Below are 5132 nucleotides of genomic sequence, written 5' to 3' on the forward strand. Positions count from 1 at the left end.
GGAGCGCGCGCTGTGGCGGCTGACCGGCAGGTGCAGCGGCTGGCGGACCTGGTGGAGGGGCTGCTGGACGTGTCGCAGATGCAGGGCCACGCGCCCCGGCTGAACCTGGAGGCCGTGGACCTGGGGCAGGTGGTGCGCGACGTGGTGGTGCGCTCGGAGGAGATGGCGGCGCGCGCCGGGTGCCTGCTGGTGGTGCGCGACGTCGCGTCCGCGGTGGGCCACTGGGACGCGCTCCGGCTGGGGCAGGTGGTGTCGCACCTGCTGGTGAACGCGGTGAAGTTCGGCCCGGGCCGGCCGGTGGAGCTGGAGGTCCAGGCGGACGCGGACACGGCCTCGCTGGTGGTGCGCGACCACGGCATCGGCATCGCGCCGGACCGGGTGGACGGCCTCTTCCGCCGCTTCGAGCGCGCCGTGCCCACCCGCAACTACGGCGGCCTGGGGCTGGGGCTGTACCGCCTGCACCGCATCGTGGAGGCGCACGGCGGGGAGGTGGCCGTCACCAGCATCCCCGGCCAGGGCGCCACCTTCCGCGTGCGGCTGCCCCGCGCCGGTCCCCCGGTTGGCCACGCCTGAGGGGTGGACGTCCGGACGTCCGGCGGCTCTGTCCGCTGACCCACACAGGGCCGCGTGCCGCCCCTGCTGACGCCCGCGGCAGGACGCAATGTCCCCCCATGGGAAAACGACCCACCGTGCTGGTGCTCAACGGGAGCGAGGACCTCATCGAGGCGCTGGAGGAGGTGCTGGACGAGGCGGGCTTCCAGACGAAGGGCGTGCGCGTGCAGGACGTCATGCGCGGGCCCCTGGACTTCGCCACGCTGGTGCGTGAGACGGCGCCGGAGGTCATTGTCTACGACATCAGCGTGCCGTTCGACCTGAGCTGGCACGCGTTCCAGAAGCTGGCCGCGAACCCGGCCGCCTCCGGCATCCCCTTCGTGCTCACCACCACCAACCACGAGGGCGCGCGGGAGTACGCCGGCCCGGAGGTCATCGAGTTGCTGTTGAAGCCCTACGACATCGACCAGTTCACCCGGGCCGTGTCGCAGGCGGCGCGGCGCGGGAGCGTCGCGGCAGGTGCACGGTGAAGGTGGTGCCGGCGTCCGCGGCGCTCGTCACGCGCACGTGGCCGCCGTGGGCCCGCACCACCTGCCGGACGATGAAGAGGCCCAGGCCGATGCTGCGGTCCGCGCGGTTCTCCTGGTGGGAGACGCCGCGCTCCAGGGGCTCGAAGAGGCGCGGCAGCAGGTCCGGGGGGATGGGCGCGCCGGCGTTGTGCACCTCCAGCACCACGTTGTCGGCCTCGCCCCGGGTGTCCACCCGGATGGGGGCGGCCTTGTCGCCGTAGGTCAGCGCGTTGCCCAGCAGGTTGCCCACCACCTGGGCCAGCCGGTCCGCGTCCCACGTCCCCGCGCCGTCCCCGGCCTGGGTGTGCAGGATGGGGCGGCCGGGGGCCTGGGTCTGGGCCTCCTCGATGGCGGTCTCCACCAGGGCGTGGAGGTCCGCGTCCCGGGGATGCAGGATGAGGCCGCCGTGGCGCACCTGGGTGAAGTCCAGCAGGTCGCGGATCATCCGCACGGCCCGCTCGGTGGACGCGCGGATGCGGTTGACGCGCTTGCGCTGGGCTTCGTTGAGGCTGTCGCGCTCCAGCAGCAGTGACGCGGACAGCAGGACGGCGGACAGCGGGGTGCGCAGGTCGTGGCTCACGATGCCGATGAGCTGCCGCTCGAAGTCCCCGCGCTGGCGGGCCTCCGCCTCCAGCCGCTTGCGCGCGGTCACGTCCCGCAGGGCGCCCACCACCTGGTGGACCTCGCCCTCGCTGTCGCGGACGATGATGGCGTGCTCCTCCACGTCCCGCCAGGCGCCCTGCGTGTCGTGGAAGCGGTAGCCGCACCGCCACAAATCGCCGCTCCCCGCGAGCGCGTCCATGAAGCCCTGCCGGACGGCCGCCAGGTCCTCCGGGTGGATGTGTTCGCGCCACCAGCCCTGGCGCGGCACCCGCGGGTCGTCCAGCCGGCCCAGCAGGTCCGGGTCCCCGCTGCTCCACTCCAGGGTGTCCGTCTGGGGGTCCCACTCCCAGATGGCGTCCTGGGTGGCGCGCGCGGCCAGCCGGAAGCGCTGGTCGCTCCTCCAGGCGCGCAGCTCCGCGGCGCGGACCTCCGCGAGCGCGCTTTCGGCCAGGGTGCGCCGGGCCTGTTCGTCGGACAGGGTCCGGCGGGTGGTGTCGAGCGCCGCCGTCGTCTGGCGCTGCCGCCCGCCCCACTGGGCGAGCCCCAGCACGCGGGCCGTCAGCTCCGAGGACCGGAACGGCTTGAACACGTAGTCGTTGGCGCCCGCGCCCAGGCCCTCGACGACGTCCTCGGGGCGCTGGTGGGAGGTGAGCAGCAGCACGGGGAGCAGCGCCGTGGCGGCGTTGCTCCGCACGAAGGCGCAGACCTCCAGGCCGGTGAGGCCCGGGGTCTCCCGGTCCAGCACGAGCACGTCCGGCACCTGCTCGAACCCCAGGGCCTCCACCAGCGTCGCCCCGTCGGAGAACAGGACGACGTCGCACACGGGCGCGAGCGCGCGCGCGCGGCCTGCGCCTCCGTCGGAGAATCTTCCAGCAGCCACACCACCGGGGAGCGGGCGGGAGGCGTCTTGGGGGGGCCAGGAGGCATCAAGGGACTGGGCCGGTTCCTAACCGGGCGGTCCGAGCCGCGTCCAGCCATGGCCACCACTTTCAGCCCGCCGGCAGGAGCCCAGGCATGCAGGCACGAACCTGCCGGGGTGGAGGCGCCCGCGTGAGCCTGCGTGCCGCGCAGGCACGCGGTGTCCAGAAGAGGACGCGGCCGGGGACGGGGTGCTCCACCGGCCGCCCCGGGCCCGGGGGCCATCCGTGCGCCGTGCCCCTCAAGCTCCGGGGGCCTGCTTCGCGTCGCCATGCGGCAGCCTCACCGTGAACGTGGTGCCCGCGTCCTGGGTGGACGTCACATCGATGGTGCCGCCGTGCGCCTGCACGATGGTCCGCACGATGTAGAGCCCCAGGCCCACGCTGCGCGTCGCCGGGTCCATGCCGGAGGCGCCGCGCTGCATCGGGTGGAAGATGCGGGGCAGCAGGTCGGGGGCGATGGGGGCCCCCGCGTTGTGCACCTCCAGGAGGACGCCGCCGGGGGCCTCCCGCAGGCGCACCGCCACCGGCGTGCCCTCCGGGGAATACTTCAGCGCGTTGCCCAGCAGGTTCGTGAGCACCTGCGTGACGCGGTCCGGATCCCAGCAGCCGCGGAGCGCCGTCGCGGGCAGGGACGTCTGGAGGACGCGCTCGGGGACGGTCATCTGCACCTCCTCCACCACCTGCCGCACCAGCGCGTTCAGCTCCAGGTCCTGGCAGTGCACCGGCAGGCCGCCGCCCAGGCGCGCCTGGGTGAAGTCCAAGAGGTCGCGGATCATCCGCACCGCGCGCTCCGCGGCGGCCTGGATGCGCAGGACGGCCTTCGTCGCGCGCTCGTTCAGGTCGTCGCGCCGCAGCAGCGACGTCGTGCCCAGGATGATGGCGCTCAGCGGGTTGCGCAGGTCATGGGACACGATGCCCATCAGGTACTGCTCGAACTCCGTGCGCTGGCGCCCGGCCTCCTCCGCGAGCTTGCGCTCCGTCACGTCCAGCCCCGTGCCCACGAAGCGCACGGGCCGGCCGTCCGGCCCGAAGTGGAAGTGGCCCCGGCCGGAGATCCACCGCACGGGCTGGCCGCCCTGGGGGAGCCGCACGCGGAACTCGCTCGCGTACTCGCCGGAGCCGCCCGGCCGCGAGGCCTCCGCCATCGCCTGCTCCACCCGGGGCCGGTCCTCCTCGAGGACGAAGCGCATGGCCTCGTCGAGCGTCACCTCGCCTTCCGCGGGCAGGCCCAGCATGGCGCGGAAGCGCGCGTCCCAGGTGGCCCGGCCCGTGGCCGGCTCAATGTCCCAGCTGCCCATGTCCGCCGCGTCCAGCGCCAGCCGCAGGCGCTCCTCGCTGGCCCGCAGCGTCCCCGCCAGCGACTCCGCCTTCTGGCGCGCGCGCACGGCCTCGGTGACCTCGCTGGCGACGACGAGGATGCCCTGGATGCCGATCTCCGCCGGCTGGAGCGGCTGGCAGATGACGTTGAAGTACGCGTCCTCCAGGGCTCCGTCCGTGGCGCGCGCCAGCCGCACGTGCAGCTCGTGGCCCAGGTAGGGCGTCCCCGTGGCGAGCACGCCGTCCAGCAGCTCCCGGATGCCCTGGCCCCGCACCTCCGGCAGCGCTTCGAGCACGGGACGCTCCAGGACCTGCTCGTAGGGGAGGCCCCAGAGCTGGCAGATGCGGTCGTTGGCCAGCGCCACGACGTGCGCGGGCCCCCGGAGGATGGCGAGCGCGACGGGCGCCTGGCGCAGCAGCGCGTGCAGCTGGCTCAGCTCCGTGACCGCCTGGACGCGCGCGGTCCGGGCCTCGCGCAGCAGCTGTTCGTGCCCGTTCTCCGCCTCCCACCGGGAGGTGACGTCCTGCATGGCGCCCACCATGCGCACGCCCCGGCCCCGCGCGTCGCGCAGGATGACGCCCGTGTCCAGCACCCGCACGACGTGGCCCTGGCGGTTGAAGAACCGGTACTCGTCCTGCCAGCGCGCCTGCGTGCCCTGGATGGCCGCGTGGATGCCGCGCTCCACCCGCTCCCGGTCCTCCGGGTGGATGCGGGAGACCCACCAGTCCGCCCGGGGGCCCGTCTCCCCGGGCGCGAAGCCGAGCAGCCTGCGCGTCTCCCCGCTCCAGGTCACCTCCTGGGTGAGGAGGTTCCAATCCCAGACGGTGTCCGCGGCGGCCTGGCTGGCCAGCCGGTAGCGCGTCTCCGACGCCTCCAGCCGCGCGTTGGCTTCGCGCAGCTGGCCCATGAGCAGGGCGCGGTCGAGGATGCCGGAGAGGTACTCCACCAGCGTCTCCAGGAAGCGCTTGGTCTGCGGCGGCACCGGCCGCGCCTGCGCGAAGCCCACGCAGAGCACGCCCAGCAGGTCGCCGTGGGGCCACAGCCGCAGGCCCAGCAGCGTGCTCCACCCGGGGGCGTGCAGCCCCTCGCGCGCGGCGTCCTCCAGGCCCCGCGCCTGCGCCAGCGCACCACGCGGCGTCCTCCGAGCGGGCCACCCGCCCAGGAAGGACG

General features: G+C 74.5%; 4 protein-coding genes. 2 read left to right on the forward strand and 2 right to left on the reverse strand.

Annotation, left to right across the window (positions count from 1 at the left end):
* Window positions 1-573 (forward strand): sensor histidine kinase (locus ACLEQD_RS36510; RefSeq protein WP_410390505.1); only part of this gene is annotated, 573 nt, incomplete at its 5' end.
* Between the two features lie 98 nt (window positions 574-671).
* Complete coding sequence (locus tag ACLEQD_RS36515) at window positions 672-1082, forward strand: hypothetical protein (protein WP_410390507.1); 411 nt, start codon at window positions 672-674, stop codon at window positions 1080-1082.
* Here the strand turns inward: ACLEQD_RS36515 and ACLEQD_RS36520 are convergent.
* Together ACLEQD_RS36520 and ACLEQD_RS36525 are read right to left on the reverse strand one after the other, a co-directional pair.
* Complete coding sequence (locus tag ACLEQD_RS36520; RefSeq protein WP_410390508.1) at window positions 1024-2547, reverse strand: ATP-binding protein; 1524 nt, start codon at window positions 2545-2547, stop codon at window positions 1024-1026. The two genes, ACLEQD_RS36515 and ACLEQD_RS36520, sit on opposite strands and share 59 nt — an antisense overlap.
* A gap of 336 nt (window positions 2548-2883) precedes the next feature.
* On the reverse strand, window positions 2884-5132 hold a 2249-nt coding region (locus tag ACLEQD_RS36525), incomplete at its 5' end, for a PAS domain-containing protein (protein WP_410390509.1).

The organism is Corallococcus sp. 4LFB (assembly GCF_046520365.1).
Classification (GTDB): Bacteria; Myxococcota; Myxococcia; order Myxococcales; family Myxococcaceae; genus Corallococcus; species Corallococcus caeni.